The organism is Kitasatospora sp. NBC_00070 (genome assembly GCF_045041205.1).
In the GTDB taxonomy this organism is placed as follows: domain Bacteria; phylum Actinomycetota; class Actinomycetes; order Streptomycetales; family Streptomycetaceae; genus Kitasatospora.
Genome location: NZ_CP108247.1, coordinates 5,970,203 through 5,987,996, shown reverse-complemented (window position 1 = coordinate 5,987,996; position 17,794 = coordinate 5,970,203). Strand labels below are relative to the sequence as shown.

The 17,794-nt window shown below is 74.4% G+C and carries 15 protein-coding genes and 1 pseudogene; 6 read left to right on the top strand and 10 right to left on the bottom strand.

Translation table 11 applies throughout. The annotated features are described in order from the left end of the window. A complete protein-coding gene (locus tag OHV05_RS27165; protein ID WP_405019978.1) occupies positions 1 to 3,138 on the bottom strand; it encodes an EAL domain-containing protein in 3,138 nt (1,045 codons plus the stop codon). A 105-nt stretch (positions 3,139 to 3,243) separates the two neighbouring features. Between OHV05_RS27165 and OHV05_RS27160 the strand changes: the two are divergent. The 3 genes and pseudogenes from OHV05_RS27160 to OHV05_RS27150 form a co-directional block, all read left to right on the top strand. Beyond that, positions 3,244 to 3,372, top strand: a pseudogene (locus OHV05_RS27160) (MbtH family NRPS accessory protein); the annotation flags it as partial. A 63-nt stretch (positions 3,373 to 3,435) separates the two neighbouring features. After that, positions 3,436 to 6,435 carry an amino acid adenylation domain-containing protein gene (locus tag OHV05_RS27155; protein ID WP_405021557.1) on the top strand — a complete coding sequence of 1,000 codons (3,000 nt, stop codon included), beginning with the start codon at positions 3,436 to 3,438 and terminating at the stop codon, positions 6,433 to 6,435. A 7-nt stretch (positions 6,436 to 6,442) separates the two neighbouring features. Continuing rightward, positions 6,443 to 7,126: a leucyl/phenylalanyl-tRNA--protein transferase gene (locus tag OHV05_RS27150; protein WP_405019977.1), complete on the top strand. Its 684-nt coding sequence runs from the start codon at positions 6,443 to 6,445 to the stop codon at positions 7,124 to 7,126. Here the strand turns inward: OHV05_RS27150 and OHV05_RS27145 are convergent. Genes OHV05_RS27145 through OHV05_RS27130 form a run of 4 tightly spaced genes read right to left on the bottom strand, consistent with a single transcriptional unit; the run spans position 7,078 to position 11,319 of the window. After that, positions 7,078 to 8,184, bottom strand: coding sequence for an enolase C-terminal domain-like protein (locus tag OHV05_RS27145; protein ID WP_405019976.1), 1,107 nt, complete (start codon positions 8,182 to 8,184; stop codon positions 7,078 to 7,080). The genes OHV05_RS27150 and OHV05_RS27145 overlap by 49 nt on opposite strands. Then, positions 8,181 to 9,260, bottom strand: coding sequence for a PLP-dependent cysteine synthase family protein (locus OHV05_RS27140; RefSeq protein ID WP_405019975.1), 1,080 nt, complete (start codon positions 9,258 to 9,260; stop codon positions 8,181 to 8,183). The genes OHV05_RS27145 and OHV05_RS27140 overlap by 4 nt, the downstream gene beginning before the upstream one ends. Beyond that, complete coding sequence (locus tag OHV05_RS27135; protein ID WP_405019974.1) at positions 9,257 to 10,054, bottom strand: Rossmann-like domain-containing protein; 798 nt, start codon at positions 10,052 to 10,054, stop codon at positions 9,257 to 9,259. Before OHV05_RS27135 ends, OHV05_RS27140 begins: the two co-directional genes overlap by 4 nt. Continuing rightward, complete coding sequence (locus OHV05_RS27130) at positions 10,051 to 11,319, bottom strand: ATP-grasp domain-containing protein (protein WP_405019973.1); 1,269 nt, start codon at positions 11,317 to 11,319, stop codon at positions 10,051 to 10,053. Before OHV05_RS27130 ends, OHV05_RS27135 begins: the two co-directional genes overlap by 4 nt. A 171-nt stretch (positions 11,320 to 11,490) precedes the next feature. Here OHV05_RS27130 and OHV05_RS27125 point away from each other — a divergent pair, with 171 nt between their 5' ends. Further along, positions 11,491 to 12,507 carry a zinc-binding dehydrogenase gene (locus OHV05_RS27125; RefSeq protein WP_405019972.1) on the top strand — a complete coding sequence of 339 codons (1,017 nt, stop codon included), beginning with the start codon at positions 11,491 to 11,493 and terminating at the stop codon, positions 12,505 to 12,507. 32 nt (positions 12,508 to 12,539) lie between these two features. Beyond that, positions 12,540 to 12,902: a MerR family transcriptional regulator gene (locus OHV05_RS27120; RefSeq protein WP_405019971.1), complete on the top strand. Its 363-nt coding sequence runs from the start codon at positions 12,540 to 12,542 to the stop codon at positions 12,900 to 12,902. Positions 12,903 to 12,987: 85 nt separating this feature from the next. On the opposite strand, the gene OHV05_RS27115 is transcribed toward OHV05_RS27120, so the two are convergent. From OHV05_RS27115 to OHV05_RS27095, 5 genes are all read right to left on the bottom strand, one after another. Next, entirely contained in the window at positions 12,988 to 13,704 is a 717-nt protein-coding gene (locus OHV05_RS27115; RefSeq protein WP_405019970.1) for a zf-HC2 domain-containing protein, read from the bottom strand. Continuing rightward, entirely contained in the window at positions 13,701 to 14,264 is a 564-nt protein-coding gene (locus OHV05_RS27110; protein WP_405019969.1) for a sigma-70 family RNA polymerase sigma factor, read from the bottom strand. The genes OHV05_RS27115 and OHV05_RS27110 overlap by 4 nt, the downstream gene beginning before the upstream one ends. Before the next feature lie 41 nt (positions 14,265 to 14,305). Further along, positions 14,306 to 14,905 carry a hypothetical protein gene (locus tag OHV05_RS27105; RefSeq protein WP_405019968.1) on the bottom strand — a complete coding sequence of 200 codons (600 nt, stop codon included), beginning with the start codon at positions 14,903 to 14,905 and terminating at the stop codon, positions 14,306 to 14,308. 180 nt (positions 14,906 to 15,085) lie between these two features. After that, complete coding sequence (locus tag OHV05_RS27100; RefSeq protein WP_405019967.1) at positions 15,086 to 15,616, bottom strand: GNAT family N-acetyltransferase; 531 nt, start codon at positions 15,614 to 15,616, stop codon at positions 15,086 to 15,088. A 17-nt stretch (positions 15,617 to 15,633) separates the two neighbouring features. Next, on the bottom strand, positions 15,634 to 16,197 hold the full coding sequence (locus OHV05_RS27095) for a YbaK/EbsC family protein (RefSeq protein WP_405019966.1): 564 nt from the start codon (positions 16,195 to 16,197) through the stop codon (positions 15,634 to 15,636). Between the two features lie 79 nt (positions 16,198 to 16,276). Between OHV05_RS27095 and OHV05_RS27090 the strand changes: the two genes are divergently transcribed. Beyond that, entirely contained in the window at positions 16,277 to 17,794 is a 1,518-nt protein-coding gene (locus tag OHV05_RS27090; protein ID WP_405019965.1) for a hypothetical protein, read from the top strand.

Sequence of the window (17,794 nt, the reverse complement as noted above, 5' to 3'; positions counted from 1 at the left end):
TCAGGAGACCGTCCGGGGCAGCTCCGCGTACGCCCGGCCGCTGCGGATCAGGGCCTCCGCCTGGTCCGGGTCCATCGGGCGGGAGAACAGGTAGCCCTGCCCGAGCGGGCAGCCCATCGCACCGAGCAGCTCGCGCTGCCGGGCGGTCTCGATCCCCTCCGCGATCACCCGCACCCCCAGCGTCTCGGCGATCCGGGTGATGCCCTCGACCAGGGCGTACTGCTGCGGGGAGCGCTCCAGGCCGTCGATGAAGGACTTGTCGATCTTCAGGATGGTGATCGGGAACTCCCGCAGGTAGCTGAGCGAGGAGTACCCGGTGCCGAAGTCGTCGATCGCCAGCCTGATCCCCAGCCGGCTCAGCGCGGTCAGGTCGGACCTGACCCGGTCGTCCCGCTGCATCAGCACGCTCTCGGTCAGCTCCAGCACCAGCGACTCCGGCTCCATCCCGCACCCGTCCAGCGCGGCCAGCACCACCTCGACGAAGCCCGGGTCACGGAACTGCCGGGCCGAGACGTTCACACTCACGTACAGCGACCCGCCGGTGCCGGTCACCTGCTGCCAGCGGGCCGCCTCGGCGGTGGCGCGGCCGAGCACCCAGGCACCGAGCGGGACGATCTGCCCGCTCTCCTCGGCCAGCGTGATGAACTGCTCCGGCGGGACCATCCCGCGCTTGGCGTGCGGCCAGCGCACCAGCGCCTCGAAGCCCTCCAGGGTGCCGCTGCCGATCTCCACGATCGGCTGGTAGAGCAGGTGGAAAGCGGAGTCCGCGACGGCCCCGTACAGGCTCTCCTGGAGCTCGTGGCGCTCGATCATGCCCTCCTGCAGGACCGGCTGGAAGCGCCGCCACTGCCGCTTGCCGGAGCCCTTGGCCGCGTACAGCGCGAGGTCCGCGTGGGTGATCAGCTCGGTGGAGTCGACGCTGTCGTCGGTGGTCGCCACCCCCAGGCTGACCGAGACGGTCACCGGGCCGACGCTGAGCCGGAACGGCTCGTCGAAGGCCCGGATCACGTGCTCGGCGAAGCCCTCCGCGTCCGCCGGGGTGAGGGCGTCCTCGATCAGCACGGCGAACTCGTCGCCGCCGAGCCGGGCGGCGGTGTCCGAGGCCCGGGCGATGGTGGACAGCCGCAGCGAGACGGCCACCAGCAGTTCGTCGCCGACGCTGTGGCCCATCGCGTCGTTGACCACCTTGAAGTCGTCGATGTCGATCAGCAGCACCCCGGCCGCCCGGCCGCCCCTGACCCCGCGCCGGAACGCCTGGTTGACCCGGTCGTGGAAGAGCACCCGGTTGGCCAGACCGGTCAGCGCGTCGTGGAACGCCCGGTGACTCAACTCGCGCTCCAGCTGGCGCTGTTCGGTGACGTCCCGGAGGGTCAGCACCAACCCGGCCACGGTCGGGTCGCCGCGCAGGTCGCTGTGCCTGACCTCGACCTCGATCGCCACCCCGTCGTGCCGGAGCATCCGCCAGTGCTCGCGCCGCTCCCGGGTGGCGGGGCCGCGGCGCATCTGGTCCAGCGCACCCAGCACGGAGAGGCTCTCCTCCGGCGGCACCAGCGACCCGATCGGCGTGCCGACCAGGTCGGGGTAGCCGAGCACCCGGTCCGCCGAGGTGGAGGCGTACCTGACCCGGTCGCCCTCGTCCAGGATCAGGATGACGTCCGAGGCGTTCTGCACCAGGCTGCGGAAGTACGCCTCGCTGTTGCGGCGGTTGACCTCCTCGCTGAGCGTGATCCGCTCCAGCGCCAGCGCCGCCTGCGAGGCGAGCGAGCCCACGGTGTCGGTGAGCGCCAACAGCTCCTCCTCGTCGCCGCCGACGATCAGCACCCCGATCAGCGGATCGCCGGTCGGCCGCTCCCGCAGGGCCAGCGGCCAGACCAGCGCCTGGTCCGCGCCGTCCAGCACCGACGCCAGCTCCGCCCCCAGTTCGGCCGGCCGGCACTGGTGGCTGCGCCCGGTGGCGGCCAGCAGCCGGACGGCCCGCGGCACCCGGAACGGCGGCCACTCGTCGGGACGGCCGTGCGGCGGCTGGAACCTGACCCCGCCCTCCTGGTCGCTCAGCCCCAACAGCACCCGGCGGCCCGGGTCGGGTGGCGGCAGCGCGGCACCGGCCGCCCGCAGCGCACTGGTGATCTCGTCCACCCGGGTGGCGGCGGCCAGCGAGCTGACCGCCACCCGGAGCACCCGCTCCCGGGCCACGGCCTTCCGGTGGGTCCGCACCACGCCCGCCAGCCGGGCCAGCACCAGCAGGTAGATCAGCGCGGAGAAGGCGGCCACCACCCCGACGTTGCTGGTGTCGCCGACGAAGGCGTCCAGCATCAGCATCGCCGGGGCGATCAGCGAGGCGACGGCGAGCAGCCCGATCCGGCCGCGGGCCACCTCGAGCATCCGGCGCGGGGCCGGGCGGGTCATGGTGACCATCGAGGGGTGCAGCGCGGCAATGCCCCAGGCGGTGTAGAAGGCGGCCCAGCCGAGGTCCACCGGAGTCCCGATCCGCCACGTCCCGTGCAGCTGGATCAGCCCGAAGATGACGTCCGAGACCAGCATGCCGAGGGTGCCGACGGTGAGCAGCCGCAGCGACCAGCTGCGCGGCGCCGGTGGCACCAACAGCCGCACCAGCATGGCCAGGACCAGGATGTCGCCGAGCGGGTAGGCGATCGAGAACGCCTTCTGAACCCACGTCAGTTCGGAGTTCTGCGCGGACGGCAGCACGATGTAGATCCAGACCAGCAGCGCCAGGCCGGCGGTGAAGGTCAGCGCGTCCAGCAGGCTGCCCCGGTCCCGGCCCGCGCTCCGGCGGCGGATGAAGAGCAGCAGCCCGGCCGCGTACAGCGGGAAGGTCAGCAGGTAGAAGCCGTCCGCGATGGACGGGAACGGGTTGACCAGCTGGAGGATCTCGGTCTGCACCACCTCGGCGACCTCGCCGGCGGTGAAGCTGAGGTTCGCGGCGGCGAGCAGGAACCAGGGCAGCGGGTGGGCCGGCCGGTTGCGGACGACGCCGAGCACGATGGCGACCACACCGCTCAGGCCGATCCCGGTCCACCAGATGATCCGCTGATCCGGGTGCGTGTAGTACAGCGCGGTCAGCAGGGTCATCCAGCCGAGGAAGACGAACGCCGGGTAGGGCCATCGCCATCTGGTCATCGCAGCCTCTGGGCGGGAGCCGAATGGAATCCTGACCAGAATACCTGACGGCGTATATTCGAAGAACAGTTCACCGCGGGTCCGAAGCACACCGGGAGAGCACAGGTGGCTGATCGTGAATTGCAGGTGACGGTACTGAACTCGCACGGCCAGTACTCGATCTGGCCGAGTCTCCGCGAGCTGCCGTCGGGCTGGCAACAGGTGGGACCACCAGCGGTGTTGGCCGACTGTACAGCGGCCGTCGACGCTCTGTGGACGGATATCAGGCCGGATTCCGGGGAATCCACGGAATTTTCCGTGCCGGAGCTGGTCCGGGCCCGGGCCCGGCTGATTCCCGGTCACCCTGCGGTGATTTCGGAACACGGTTCGCTCGATTACGCGGAGTTGGACCGGCGCTCGGATCTGCTGGCCCGTCGGCTGCGCGGCCGCGGCGTCGGGGCCCGGCGGACGGTGGCGGTCTGTCACGACCGCTCCCCCGGCATGGTGGTCGCCCTGCTCGGCGTGCTCAAGTCCGGCGCCGCGTTCCTGCCGCTCGACCCCGCGCTGCCCCGGCGCCGGCTGGACCGGCTGATCGCCGACGCCGGGGCCGAGCCGGTGCTCACCGACCGGGACCACGGCTGGCTCACCGAACACACCATGGTGGTCGACGACGAGCTCGACCGGCCCGGGACCGACCAGGACGGGCCGTTACCCGCCCCGGGGCCGGAGGACCCGGCGTACCTGATCTACACCTCCGGATCGTCCGGTGAGCCCAAGGGCGTGCTGGTCGGTCACCGTTCGTTCGCCACCGTGCTGACCGCGCTGGTCGCGGCGTACGGGCTGCGCCCGGCCGACCGGGTGCTGCAACTGGCCGCGCTCGGCTTCGACACCTCGCTAGAGCAGGTCTTCGCGACCCTGGTCGGCGGCGCCACCCTGGTGCTGGCGGACCGGCGGGGGTGCGCGCCGACCGAGCTGGCCGACCGGCTCGCCCACCACCGGGTCACCGTGGCGGACCTGACCCCCGCGTACTGGCACCAGTTCCAGAACGCCACCGAGCGGGACCCGGCGCCGCCGGGTGACCTGCGGCTGCTCATCGTCGGTGGCGACACCGTCCGGCCGGCGGACTGCCGGCGCTGGCTCCGGCGCCGGCCCGGGGTCCGGCTGATGAACGCCTACGGGCTGACCGAGACCACCATCACCTCCACCCTCTGCGAGCTGCACCCCGAGCTGCTGGTGGGCCCGGTCGGCGCCCCGGCACCGATCGGGCGGCCGGTCGGCGGGGCCACCGTGCACCTGCTGGACGAGCAGCTCAGGCCGGTCCCGCCGGGGCGGCCCGGGGAGATCTACCTCGGCGGCCCCGGCGTGGCGCTCGGGCTGTGGCGGCAGCCCGGGCGGACCGCCGAACTGTTCCGGCCGGACCCGTTCGCGGCCGAGCCGGGCGCCCGGATGTGCCGGACCGGGGACCTGGGCCGGTGGCGGGCGGACGGCGAGCTGGAGTGTCTGGGCCGGATCGACCGGCAGGTGAAGATCCGCGGCTACCGGGTCGACCCGGCCGAGGTGGAGTCGGCGCTCACCGACCACCCGGCGGTGGACCAGGCCGCCGTGGTGGCCGAGAGCGGGACGCTGGCCGCCTTCTACACCGCCTCGGCCCCGGTCCGGGCCGAGGAGCTGAGCCGGTTCCTGGCCGAGCGGCTGGCCCGCTGGATGCTCCCGGCCAGGCTGGACGAGGTGGCCGAACTGCCGCTGGACCACAACGGCAAGGTGGACCGGAAGGGCCTGCTGCTGTCCGCCGCTCCCCCGCCGGTGCCGACCACCACCGGGGTGCTCACCCCGGTCGGCACCGGCGTCGCCGAGCTCTGGGCCCGGCTGCTGGACCTGCCGCAGGTACGGCCCGGGGACGACTTCTTCCGGATCGGCGGCGACTCGCTGCTGGCCACCGAGATGCTCGCCCGGGCCCGGATCATGTTCGGCATCGGCGTGGGCCAACTCCGGGCGCTCACCCGGGCGTTGTTGGAGGAGCCGACGCTGGCGGCGTTCGCCGGGAACACCCAGGCGGCCCGGGCCGGCACCCTGACGCCCGGTGACCCGCCGCCCGACTTCGCCGCCGAGGCCGAACTCGGGGTGCCGATCCGGTCCGACGGCGGCCCGCCGCCGAACTGGCGCCGGCCGGGCGCGATCCTGCTCACCGGAGCCACCGGCTACTGCGGCTCGCACCTGCTGGACGCCCTGCTCCGGGAGACCGACGCCACCGTGCACTGCCTGGTCCGCGAGACCGACCCCGGGCAGGCGCTGGAGCGGATCCGGGCGGCCGGCCTGCGGTACCTGCTCCGGGACCCGCTGGACGGGACGGCCCCGGGCCGGGTGGTGCCCGAGACCGGCGACCTCGGGGCGCCGCTGCTCGGGCTGACCGAACGGCGCTTCACCGAGCTGGCGTCCGGCCTCGACCTGATCCTGCACTGCGCCGCGCGGGTCAACTTCATCTATCCGTACCGGGAGTTGAGCGCCGTCAACGTCGGTGGCACCCGCGAGCTGGTCCGACTGGCCGGGCACTCCCGGGGCATCCCGCTGCACCACCTGTCGAGCATGTCGGTGCTGGCCGGGTACGGGGCGGCCGGGATCCGGCAGGTCACCGAGCGCACCCCGCTCGGGTACCCCGGGCACCTCTCGGTCGGGTACGCGGAGACCAAGTGGGTGGCCGAGGAGCTGCTGCGGCAGGCGTCCGAGGCGGGGCTCCCGGTGGTCTCGCACCGGCTGAACGACGTCACCGGCGACCGGGCCACCGGCGCGATGAACAGCAGCACCGAGATCTGCGCGCTGATCCGGCTGTTCGCCGACAGCGGCTCCGCACCCGACGTGGACCTGCCGATGGACTTCCTGCCCGCCGACAGCTTCGCCCGCGCGGTGACCTACCTCGCCACCCACGTCGAGGCCACCGGACAGGCGTACCACCTGACCAATCCCCGGCACCCGCTGATCGGCGAACTGACCTCCCGGCTGCGGGCGTTCGGGTACCCGGTGCGGGACCTGCCGTACCAGGACTGGGTGCGCGAGTTCGCCCGGTACGCCGCCGAGCACCCCAAGCACCCGGCCACCCCGTTCCTGCCGCTGTTCGTGGACCGCTGTGCGGGGCGGCCCGACCTGACGGTCAGCGAGATGTACTTCCGCCGGACCTTCCCACGCTTCGACCGGTCCCGGGTGGTCGCGGACCTGGCCGGCAGCGGGCTGGAGTTCCCGCCGGTGGACGGGCCGCTGCTGGACCGCTACCTGTGCCACCTGATCGGCTCCGGCTACCTCGACCCGCCGTCCGTGAGCAGGTGAACGGGCGGTGTGGTGGCAGGAGTTGGACCTGAGCGAGGCCCCGACCGACGGACCGGTGGCGTTCGGCGGGGTGCTGGACGCGGCGACCCTGCTGGGGGCCTGCCGGGCCGGCCTGTTCCCCTTCCCGGCGGCCGATCCGGTGCTGGCCGCCTTCAACGAGGCGCGCTGGGCGGGCGGGCGGGCCCCGCTGGTCGGCGGCGCCGACCCGTACGCGCTGGCCTGGTGGTCGCCCGACCCCCGGCCGGTGCTCCCGGTGGCCCGACTGCGGGCCCGGCGCAGGACCGGCCTGCACTGCACGGTCGGGCGGGCCTTCGGCCGGGTGCTGGAGGAGTGCCGGACCGGGCGTGAACCCCGGTGGATGACCGACGAGTTGCTGGCCGCGCTGGAGCAACTGCACCGGGACGGGCGGGCGGTGAGCGGGGAGGTCTGGGAGGGCGAGGAGCTGGTCGGCGGAGCGTACGGGATCCGGGTCGGTCCGGTGCTCAGCCTCGACTCGATGTTCCACCGTCGGCCGGGGGCGGGCAGCCTGGCGCTGGCCGAGCTGGCCACCCGGTTCGGGGCGGTCGGCGGCCGGCTGCTGGACGCCCAGTGGGACAGTCCGCACGTCCGGTCGCTGGGGGCCGAACTGCTGCCCAGGGAACGCTATCTGACCGTGCTGCGGGAGCCGGACACGCCACCGCCGGGCGGCTGAGGGTGCCCGGGGGACGACGGCAGCGTCCGCACCGGGACGACCCCGAGCCCGGCCCGGTCGGTGGTCCGGACCACGCCGTCGGTGCCGCCGATGCCGCGCCAGGGGTCGTGCCGGAGCAGCAGGTGGCCGTCCAGGTCGACCCAGCGGGCCCGGTCGACCAGGTGCACGGCGGGGGCGATGCCGAGCGAACTGGCCGTCAGGCAGCCGAGCATCACCTCGGTGCCACTGCCCTGCAGGGCGGCGCAGATCCGCAGCGCGGCCGCGACGCCGCCGCACTTGGCGAGCTTGACGTTGATCCCCTGCACCCGGCCGGCCAGCCGGACGGCGTCCGCCAGGGAGACCGCGTCCTCGTCGGCGATCACCGGCAGTTCGGAGCGTTCGGCCACCTCGGCCAGCCACTCCGGGTGCCCCGGGGCGGTGGGCTGTTCGACGGCGGTCACCCCGAGCGCGGCGAACCGCGGGATCAGGGCCAGGGACCGGGCGACCGTCCAGGCCCCGTTCGGGTCGAGCAGCAGCTCGGCCTCGGGGGCACCGGCCCGCACCGCCCTGACCCGGGCCAGGTCGTCCGCCGGATCGGCCGATCCCGCCTTGACCTTGAGTACCCGGAAGCCGTCGGCGGCCAGGCGGGCGGCCTGCGCGGCGGCCCGGGCCGGGTCGACGATGGCGATGGTGCGGGCGGTGGCGGCGGCGGGTGGCCCCGGCAGGCCGAGCAGCCGGTGTACGGGGGCGCCCGCGCGCTTGCCGACCAGATCGAGCAGCGCAGCCTCCAGGCCGGCCAGCACCCCGGGCGGCAGTTCCCCGAACGGGGCCGCCAGACACTGGAGTTCGCTCAGCGCGGTCTCCGGGTCGGGGTAGCGGAGCAGGTCCAGGGCCCGGCCGTGCCGGAGGATCTCCCCGGTGGGCAGCCCCAGGTAGGTGCTGGCGACCACCTCGCCGTGGCCGCTCGCCCCACCATGTCGGACGGTCAGCTCGACCGCGTCGCGGGAGGTCATGGTGGAGCGGGAGATCCGCAGCGGTTCGGTCAGCCGGAGTTCCACCACGCGCAGGTCGAGTCTCACGGTCGGGGCTCCCTCGGAGGGTCCAGTGGGTCGACGACGGTGCGGCAGCGGGCCCAGCCGGTCACCTCGACGGCACCCGGGTGCAGGATCTCCACCGGCGTGGGGACCGGCGCGGGCAGTCGGCGGGCCCGGCACCAGTCGTCGTCGTAGACCGTACCCAGGTAGCGGTGCGGCCCGTCCGGGAAGACGGTGGCGACCACCGCGCCGGGCTGCGCCCTGGCGGCCCAGGCGGAGACCAGCGCGACCGCCCCGGTGCTCCAGCCGCCGCTGACGAAGCTGCCCCTGGCCAGCCGCCGGCAGGCGTCCACCGCCTCGGCCGGGCCGACCCAGTGCACCTCGTCGAAGTGCCGGTGGCCGACGTTACGGGGGTGGATGCTGCTGCCGAGGCCGCGCATCAGCCGGGGTCTGGCGGGCTGCCCGAAGATCGCCGAGCCGACCGAGTCCACCCCGATCACCCGGAGCCGGGGCCAGCGGCGGCGCAGCGGCTCGACCAGCCCGGCACTGTGGCCGCCGGTGCCGACGCTGCACACCAGCACGTCCAGCTGGTCGAGCCGGTCCGTCAGCTCACGGGCCATCGAGAGGTAACCGGCCGCGTTGTCGGGGTTGTTGTACTGGTCCGGCCAGTACGCCCCGGGCATCCGGTCGAGCAGCTCGCGCACCCGGTCCAGCCGGGCGGCCTGCCAGCCGCCCCGCTCGGCCGGCCGGTCGACCAGCTCCAGCCGGGCCCCGTACGAGCGGAGCAACTGACGCATGGAGGGCTCCAGTTCACTGTCCCCCACCAGCACCACCGGGTGCCCGAGCGCCTGCCCGGCGAAGGCCAGCCCGATGCCCAGGGTGCCCGAGGTGGACTCCACCACCGGTGCTCCGCCGGGCAGTTCGCCCCGGGCGTGGGCACCGCGCAGTATCGCGACGGCCGATCTGGCCTTCATTCCGCCCGCGCCGAGGTACTCCAGTTTGGCCCAGAATCCCGGATGCGGCTGTGGCAGCGGTGTGCCGATCCGGGCCAGCGGGGTGCGGCCGAGCAGGGCGAGCAGCTCGGGGTTGGCCGTGCCGGGCGGGCAGAGCGCGGTGGTCATCGCGGCCCCCCGTACAGGTGGACGGTGCCGGGGCCGCCGTCCAGCCAGAAGAACGGGTAGGGCTCGGCGCTGACCGCCGTGACCCCGTCGCCCAGCAGCCGGGGCAGCACGCCGCTGCCGGTCTGGGCGAACATCACCAGCGGCTTGCCGGTGCGCCGGGCGTGCTCGGCGAAGGTCTCGAAGCTGCCGTTGCCGAGCGTCATGCCGGAGACCAGCATCGCGTCGCAGTCGTCGAGTCCGGCCTCGGTCCGGATCGGTTCACCCCACTCCGTCCGGCCGCCCTTGAGGTCGCAGGGCAGGTAGGCGGTACCGCGCTCGCGGAGCCGCTCCAGCAGCGAGTTGACCACGCCGACCACCAGCACCCGCCGGGCCCGGGCCGGGACCAGCCCGACCACCGCGCGGGCCCGGGCCCGGGAGCGGGCCAGCGAACTCCCGGCCGGGATCGGCACCGGGCGGGCGCCGTGCTCGGGGACGTGCGGGCGGGCCAGCAGCAGGAAGGCGTCCAGCGCGGCGATCCGCACCGCCAGCTCCGGGTGCCCCAACAGCTCGGCGACGCTCACGCCGACGCAGTCGTCCAGCGTCCCGGGCGGCAGCGTCCCCGGCTCGACGGCGCAGGAGCCGACGGCCGCGCCCAGCCGCAGGCTGAGCACCTCGTTCCGGTACCCGCCCGACCGGCCCGGGTGCCGGACGGCCTGGCTGGTGCTGAAGGCCAGCGCGATCCGCTCGGCCGCCGGATCGAGTCCGTACGCACCGGAGTTGACCCGTTCGACCAGGGTGTCGACGGCGCCGGTCATGCCCGCACCGCCTCCTCGGCGTAGCGGGGCACCAGCCGGGCGAGCAGCCGTTCGGCGGTGTCGAGCGCGGCGGCGCCCTCGGGGTCGGTGGCCAGCAGGTGGCCGAGGTACTCGTTGTTGCTGACCGCGCGGCGGACCTGGCGGCCCGGCTCGGCGAGGGTCAGTTCGACCACCGCCGGGTGCTGCCCGACCTGCTCCGCCCCGTCGACACCGGCCAGCAGGCCGTCCCGCTCCGGCAGCAGGAAGGCGATCGCCGCGCTGGCGACGCCGGTCGGACGGTGCGTCAGGTCCGGTGCGGCGCCGAGTGCGACGTCCACCGCGGCCGCCGCCAGGTCGACGCCGGTGACGCGGCGGACCAGTTCGGTGATCCGGTTCCCGGCCGGGCGCGGGTTCACCTCGACCACCCGGGGGCCGCTCGGGGTCAGCTTGATCTCGGTGTGCGCCACCACCTGGTCCAGCCCGAGCGCGGCCAGCGCCCGGACGGCGGTGTCGGCGGCGGCCGCCGCGTCCGTCGGGTCGAGCGCGGCCGGGAACAGGTGGCCGGTCTCGACGAAGGCGGGCGCCCCGCCGATGCTCTTGCCGGTCACCCCGACCACCTCGGTCCGACCGCCGTACGAGACCGTCTCGACGCTCACCTCGGGCCCACCGAGCAGCTCCTCCAACAGCACCACGGGCTGCCGCCGCTGACCTCGGGCATTCACCGGGAACTCGTCCAACGTGCCGTACGCCGCGAGCAGTTCGCGCTCGTCGTCGACCTTGCGGACCAGCATCCCGGCGCACAGGTCGACCGGCTTGACCACCAGCGGGTAGCCGATCCCGGCCGCCGCCGCGACCGCCTCGTCCCGGTCCCCGCAGAGCGCGAACCGGGGCCCCGGCACCCCCTCCTCGGCCAGCCGCCGCCGGGTCAGGTCCTTCCGGCAGGCCGCCGTGACCGAGGCCACCGAGGGCCCCGGCAGCCCGAGCCGCTCCGCCACCAGCGCCACGGTGGGCAGGTAGTAGTCACAGGAAGACGCCACCCCGTCGAAGCCCAGCACCCGGTGCAGCCGCTCGACGTACGGGAGCAGCGACTCGGGGTCGTTGGTGTCGGCGGTCAGCACGTTGTCGGCCGCCAGCAACGGGTGGGTGGTGTCGGCCGGTGCCGCCCGGAGGTAGTGGTGCAGGTCCCGGGTGAGGAAGGTGAACCGGTGCCCGCCCTCCGCAATGGCCCTGGGCAGCAGTCTGCTCATGGACCCGACCCAGCTCTCGATCACCAACAGATGCGCCACGGCTCTCCCTCTCGCTCCACCCGGCAGGACGGTGTGAAAGGAGAACCTATACGACATGCGTTTTCATTTTCAATTGCACCTCCCGTGAGCCAGGAAGCTTGCCCCTGACCCACGGGGCAGGGGTTAGCGTCGCGGCTCCCGTTCCGGACCGATCCCGAGGAGCCGTCGCCGATGAGCCCGACCCTGCCCACCCACAGCCGAGAGGTCCGGCTGGCCGCCGTGCCCGACGGGCTGCCCGAAGCGCGTCACTTCGCCCTGGCGGAATCCCCGCTGCCGGCCCTCCAGGAGGGTGAAGTCCTGGTCAGGAACCGGTACTTCGCCGTCTTCCCCGGTCTGCGCACACTGATCGGCGGCGAGGTGGACGGGGTGCCGCTCCCCCGACTGCACGCCGGTGACACCCTGTTCGGCCCGGCGGTCGGCGAGGTGCTGGCCGGAGCGCTGCCACCGGGCACCCTGGTCTCGCACCACGCGGGCTGGCGGGAGTACGCCGTGCTGCCCGCCGGGTCCTGCGCACCGCTGGACCCGGCGCTGCCCGAGCCGGTCGCCCAGCTCTCGATGGGCGAGGCCGGGTACGGCGCGCTCACCCGGCTGGCCGAAGTCCGCCCCGGCGACACGGTGTTGGTGACCGGCGCGGCCGGCGGCGTGGGCTCGCTGGCGGGCCAGGTCGCCCGACTGCTCGGGGCCGGGCGGGTGATCGGCAGCACCGGTTCGGCCGCGAAGGCGGACCGGCTGACCGCCGAACTCGGCTACGACGCGGTCCTGTTGCGCGATGCGGCCGAGCCCTTCGGGGCACAGCTGGCGAGGGCCGCGCCGGACGGGATCGACGTCCTGGTGGACACCGTCGGCGGCGAGCAGCTGGCGGCAGCCGTGCAGGCGGGCCGGGCCGGCGCCCGGTTCGCCCTGGTCGGCGCGCTCTCCGGCCAGTTCGCCGCCGACCGGGCGGGCGGCAGTTCACCGGTGCTGCTGGACAGCTTCCGGATCGTGGTCAACGGCATCTCGCTGCGCGGCTACCGGGGCACCGAGCACCCAGGGGTGGCGGCCGAGTGGACGGCTCGGTTCGGCGGCTGGCTGCGCTCCGGGGAGATCACCTTCCCGCACGCGGTGCTCCCCGGAATCGGGCGCGCACCGGGAGCGTTGCGGGAGTTGATCGACGGTCGGCAGGTCGGCGCCGTCGTGGTCGAGTTGTAGCCTCCGGGCACCGGCGGCGGGAAGGCGGGCGGATGCGGATCGGGGACGCGGCGGCAGCGGCGGGCACCACACCGAGGGCCCTGCGGCTCTACGAACAGCGCGGGCTGCTCACCCCGGCGCGCTCGGCCTCGGGCCAACGTGAGTACGGTCCGGCCGAGTTGGCCCGGGTCCGGGCCGTCCGGGGCCTGCTCGCGCTCGGTCTCACCATCGAGGACGTCCGCCACTGCGCCGACCGGCTCCACCTGCTCGCCGCGGACCCGCCCCCGGCCTGTCCCGCCGCCGGGCCGCCCTCCCCCGCCGCCACGGTGGTGCAGCGGCGGCTCGCGGCACTCGACGCCGAGATCGCCCGGCTGACCCGGCTGCGCCGGACGCTGGCCGAACGGACCGGCGCCTGAAGCCCGTCCGGGCCCGGCCCGCGGCCCCGGCCCGGCCCGCGCGGGCGTCGGGATCAGGACGGGCCCGGCCCGGCGGGCATCGGCGTCAGACCGGGATGGCCACCAGCTCGGCCCCCTCCGTGGTGCGGACCTCGAAGTGGTCGATCTGGGTGGCCGGGAAGCCGACGCCGCCGTGGGTGACCAGGGCGTCCTGCTGCGCCGAGGTGCCGTACCCGGCCTCCGGGACGGCCCAGCTGGTGACGGTCTGTTCGCGGCCGTCCCGGGCCACCGCGATCAGCGAGCAGGACAGCGGGCCCTTGACGCCGCCGAGCCGGAGCGCGACGTGGGTACCCCACTTCTTGTCCTCCAGCGCGACCGTGGCGACCGCCCCGCTGGTCCGGTCGGTGGCGGTCCGGAGCGTGCCGTGCTCCATCAAGTCCTGGGCGGGGCTGGTGGAGTGGGCCACCGGGGCACCCGCTCCGTCGTCCCCACCGAGCGAGGCGCCGACCAGTGGTCCGGCGATCAGGACCGCGACGGCGGCCACGACCAGGAAGAGCCGACGGGTCCGGGAGGTGCGGCGGACGGCGGTCACCTCGGCGACCATCCGTTCCAGCAGCTCGCCACCGGGGGCCGGGTCGGTCACCGGACGCACCGCGTCCGCGTACTCCGCCAGCAGCGGTTCCAGTCCGGAGAGCTCCGCGGCCTCGGCCGTGCACCGGGCGCAGCCCGCCAGGTGCACGGCGAACTCCGCCATCTCCTCCGGTTCGAGCAGCCCGAGGACGTAGGCACCCACGTCGAGGTGCTGCTCCTGCGGGGACGTCACGATGTCACTCCTCGTTCTTCGAGTGCGATCTTGAGCGAGCGGAGCGCGTAGAAGACCCTGGAGCGTACGGTACCGGCGGGCACGCCGAGCACGGCGGCGGCCTCGTTGACCGTACGTCCCTTGAGGTAGGTCTCGACGATCACCTGCCGGTGCGGCTCGGTGAGGGCGTCCAGGGCGTCGGAGATGGTCATCAGGCGCAGCGCCTTCTCCAATTCGTCCTCTGCGGGCATGACTTCGAGCATGGCGTCGCCGACCTCGCGCGGGCGGGACTGCCGGCTCCGGTGACCGTCGATGACGATCCGCCGGGCGACGGTCACCAGCCAGGGGCGGAGCGAGGCGGCCGCCGGTTCGAGGCGGTGGATGTTCCGCCAGGCCCGGACCAGCGTCTCCTGCACCACGTCCTCGGCCTGGTGGCGGTCGCCGCCGACCAGCCGGAGCACGAAGCTGAGCAGCGCGGCGGCATGCTGGTCGTGCAGGGCGCGGATCAGCTCCTCGCCCTGCGGCGGCCCGGGCGGCGCCGCCTCGTCCTGTGCTCCGGTCACGGCGGAATCGTGCCGCATGCGCCTCTCCTCGTCGAGCAGCAGCGGGGTCACGGCAGCCATCAGTAGCCGTTGCCGCCCGTGCCGGTGCTGCCGGTGCCGGCCGCCGCCTTCTTGCCGTCGGGCGCGGCGATGAACCAAGTACCGCCCACGCCCTGGCCGTTGGTCTCACCCGGGGCCTTGTCACCGGCGAAGCGGTACAGCGGCCAGCCGCCCAGGGTGAGCTGCTTGGTGCCGTCGGCCCGGGTGACGCTGCCGACCAGCTTGGTGTCGATGCCCTTGATCGTGCCCTGGGCGTTCACCGGCACCGGCGGCCACTTCGCGGCGCAGTCGCCGTTGCAGTTGGAGGCCGAGGGGTTGGCGGTGTCCTTGTCGAAGCGGTAGAGCGTGTAGTCGAGGCCGTCCAGCACGATCGCGCCGAACTTCGCGGTGTTCCCGGCGGCCAGCGAGCCCTTCAGCACGGCCTTGTCGCCGGTGGCCTGGCCGGTGGCAGGTGCGGAGGCGGCCGGCGTCGAGGTGGTGGCGGCGGGCCCGGACGCAGGCGCGGACGCGGCGGGCGCCGGGGTGGCGGCGGGCTTGCCGTCCGAGCCGCAGGCGGTGAGCAGCAGCAGGCCGGCCACGGCCGGGGCGGTCAGCAGGGCGGTGCGGCGAAGGTTGCGCATGAGTGGTCTCCCCCACGAGATCTGATGGACATTCGCATCCATCAGTACGGAGCCGGGCGGCGGAGCACTCAACGGAACGGAAGATTTTCTCGGCGACTTTCGGCAGGGCGGGCGGGCCTGGGACCAACATGGCTGGGGGCAGAGATCGTTCGTCCAGGCAGGAGGCGCTGCGGACCCCCGCTACTGCCAGCCGGAGTCGGACCGCAGCACGCTGTACCCCACCCCGTCATGCCACCCGCCCTGCCGGTACGCGACGCTGCGCAGCACGCCCTCCCGGCTGAACCCGGCCCGCTCCAGCACCCGTTGGGCGGCGAGGTTCGCCACCTCGGTGGCCGCCTCGATCCGGACCTGCTGGGTGTGCGCGAACAGGTAGCGGACCAGTTCGCGCATCGCCGGTGCGCCGAGGCCCCGGCCCCGTACCTCCGGCAGCAGCGAGATCCCGGTGTTCCAGCAGGACGAGCCCCGCCAGCACATCACCTTCCGCCAGGAGACGAACCCGGCCGGCGCCCCGTCGGCGGCGACCACCATCAGCGTGCCGCCCTCCTCGCCGAGCATCCCGTTCTCCAGCCACTGCCGGCGCCACCGGCCCGGGTCGGACCAGCCCTGCCACTGGAACTCGCCGGCCGCCTCGGGATCGGTGAGGAACGGCTCGAGGACCCGCAGGTCGTCCTCGCGCACGGGCCGCAGGGTGATGCCGGTGTCTTCGCTCATCGGGCCACCCTAGACCGCTACCCCGCCAGGCCCTCCAGCACCTGCGCACCCGGCAGTTGGGCCAGCACCCGGCCCGGCAGGATCAGCTTGCCCCGCCGCCGCCCGCTGCCCACCAGCACGTACGGCGCCGCCACCACCGCCGCGTCGATCAGCAGCGGCCAGCCGACCGGGAGGCCGACGGGCGTGATGCCGCCGTACTCCATACCGGTCTCGGCGACGGCCGTCTCCATCGGCGCGAAGGACGCCTTGCGGGCGCCGAGGTGCTTGCGGACGGCCGTGTTGACGTCCACCCGGGTACCGGCCGGCGCCAGGCAGGCCGCCAGTGTGGTCTCCCCGCCGCGCTTGGCGGCGATCACCACGCAGTTCGCGGACGCCTCGGGGGCGACGTCGTACGCCTCGCAGAACACGGCGGTGTCCGCCTTCGCCGGATCGGTGTCCACGTACAGCACCGACCGGGCGGCACCGGGCACGTCCCAGTTCTTCAAAGCGTCCGCGACCGGCCCGACCAGCGGCTCCGCCAGCGTGGCGGCGGCGAAGGCGGTCTCGAAGTTCCCGAACGGTGCGGGCTGACGGTCGTTCATGGCGGTGGGACCTTCCGTGGTCGAGGAGGCCCGTGGAAATCCACGGGCCACGGGAACACCCTTCGGGCAGGATTCTGCCGTGGACCACCGCCTGCTCGGCCTCGCCGTCAACCCCGCCCTGCCGGGCGCCCTCCTGGACCGGCTGATCGCCGGGGCCGACGCGGACACGCTGGAGGAGCTCGCGGGCCGTCCGGACCTGACACCCGCCCAGGTGGCCGCGCTGGCGGCGCGCGACGAAGGCGCGGCGGTCCGGCTCGCGCGGTCCGGCCTGCTCACTGCCACCGACGTCGATCCCGCCGGGCAGCCCGGCGCCGCGCTCGCCATGCTCGCCGAAGGGCGCGGACTCCCGTCCTGGGCCCGGCTGCTGGCAGTCGATCCGGCCGTCGAGGTCCGGGAGAGACTGGCCGCCTGCCCCGGCCTGCCGTCCGACGTGGTGGCACGGCTCGCCGCCGACCCCGAGATCCGGGTGGTCGCAGAGCTCGCGCTGTGCACCACGGCCGAGGTGGCCGCCCGGCTGGCGGCCCATCCCCATGCCGAGGTACGCCGCTCGGTGGCCGTCAACCAGGCCGCGCCACCGGCCGTACTGACGATGCTGCTCACCGGCGAGGGGCTGCCGCCAGCCCGCTGGTGCCTGGTCTGTGAGCGCGAGACCGTCCCGTTCGAGCACGATCCGCACTGCCCGCGACCCGACTGCGAGCTGCCGCCGGGTGCCGCCTGCGACGCCGGACACCAGTCCACGGTGCACGCGATCCAGTGGGCGGCACTGGCCAACCCGGCCACTCCGCCGGCCCCCTGCGCGGCCTTCGCGGACCATCCGTCCCTACTGCTGCGCCGCGAGCTCGCCTGCCGTACCGACCAGTCGGCCGCCACCTACGCGCGACTCGCCGAGGACGGCATGCCCTGGACCCGGTCCACCCTGGCGGCGAACCCGGCGATCGGAGCGGCCTTGCAGCGCCGACTGGCCGAGGACGACGGGTACGACGTCCGGCGCAGCCTCGCCCAGCACCCCCGGCTGCCGCTCGACCTGCTCACCCGACTGGCCGCCACCGGCCGGATCGGGCCGGTCCTGCTGCCCCGGGTGGCGTCCGCCTCCCCGGTCGAGGTCACCGAACTCGCCCGGTCCGCGAGTCCGCAGGTCCGGATGCTGGTGGCACAGCGCCGCGACCTGCCGGACGGGGTGCGGGACGCCCTGGCAGCCGATCCCGACGCGAAGGTGGTCGCCTCGGTCGCACCGCATCCCGGCCTGTCGGAAGCGCAGCTCCGGGCTGCGCTCGCCCGCCACGGTGACCGGGTGGCCGCTGCGGTGGCCGCCAACCCCGGCACTCCGGCGGCCCTGCTGGCGGACCTCGCCCACCGCAACCCACCGGCCCGGAAGGCACTCCGGGAGATCGCCCGGCACCCGAACGCGACGGCGCCGGCCCTCCAGGTCTGCCTGACGGACCTCCGGGCTCGGCGGTCGGCAGCCGGGCATCCCGCTCTCCCGCCCTCGGTGCTGACCGAGTTGCTCGATGACGACGACTTCCAGGTGGTGGAGGCGGCCGCCGCCCACCCGGCCCTGCCGCGTACCGTCATGGCACGGCTGGTCGCCGGTCGCTGA

Bases quoted from the DNA above. Each gene is read 5' to 3' on its own strand.
- OHV05_RS27165 (WP_405019978.1), bottom strand. From the start codon at position 3,138: ATGACCAGATGGCGATGGCCCTACCCGGCGTTCGTCTTCCTCGGCTGG.
- OHV05_RS27140 (WP_405019975.1), bottom strand. From the start codon at position 9,260: ATGACCACCGCGCTCTGCCCGCCCGGCACGGCCAACCCCGAGCTGCTC.
- OHV05_RS27135 (WP_405019974.1), bottom strand. From the start codon at position 10,054: ATGACCGGCGCCGTCGACACCCTGGTCGAACGGGTCAACTCCGGTGCG.
- OHV05_RS27125 (WP_405019972.1), top strand. From the start codon at position 11,491: ATGAGCCCGACCCTGCCCACCCACAGCCGAGAGGTCCGGCTGGCCGCC.
- OHV05_RS27120 (WP_405019971.1), top strand. From the start codon at position 12,540: ATGCGGATCGGGGACGCGGCGGCAGCGGCGGGCACCACACCGAGGGCC.
- OHV05_RS27110 (WP_405019969.1), bottom strand. From the start codon at position 14,264: ATGCGGCACGATTCCGCCGTGACCGGAGCACAGGACGAGGCGGCGCCG.
- OHV05_RS27105 (WP_405019968.1), bottom strand. From the start codon at position 14,905: ATGCGCAACCTTCGCCGCACCGCCCTGCTGACCGCCCCGGCCGTGGCC.
- OHV05_RS27100 (WP_405019967.1), bottom strand. From the start codon at position 15,616: ATGAGCGAAGACACCGGCATCACCCTGCGGCCCGTGCGCGAGGACGAC.
- OHV05_RS27095 (WP_405019966.1), bottom strand. From the start codon at position 16,197: ATGAACGACCGTCAGCCCGCACCGTTCGGGAACTTCGAGACCGCCTTC.